Annotated in this window: 1 protein-coding gene; it reads left to right on the forward strand. The window is 66.3% G+C overall.

Annotated elements, in window-relative coordinates; translation table 11 throughout:
- Window positions 1-255: GTP-binding protein (locus tag IB228_RS20125; RefSeq protein ID WP_255431466.1), on the forward strand; the 255-nt coding region annotated here is incomplete at both ends.

Raw genomic sequence — 255 nt, forward strand, 5'->3', positions numbered from 1 at the left:
GCTTTGGCGGCGAGTTCAAGGCGTACGACGCGATTGACGCGGCGCCGGAAGAGAAGGCTCGCGGCATCACGATTTCGACGGCGCACGTGGAATACGAAAGCCCGACGCGCCACTACGCGCACGTGGACTGCCCGGGTCACGCGGACTACGTGAAGAACATGATTACCGGTGCGGCGCAGATGGACGGCGCGATTCTGGTGTGCTCGGCCGCGGACGGCCCGATGCCGCAGACGCGCGAGCACATCCTGCTGTCGC

Source organism: Pseudoxanthomonas sp. PXM04, from assembly GCF_014851695.1.
GTDB lineage: Bacteria > Pseudomonadota > Gammaproteobacteria > Xanthomonadales > Xanthomonadaceae > Pseudoxanthomonas_A > Pseudoxanthomonas_A beigongshangi.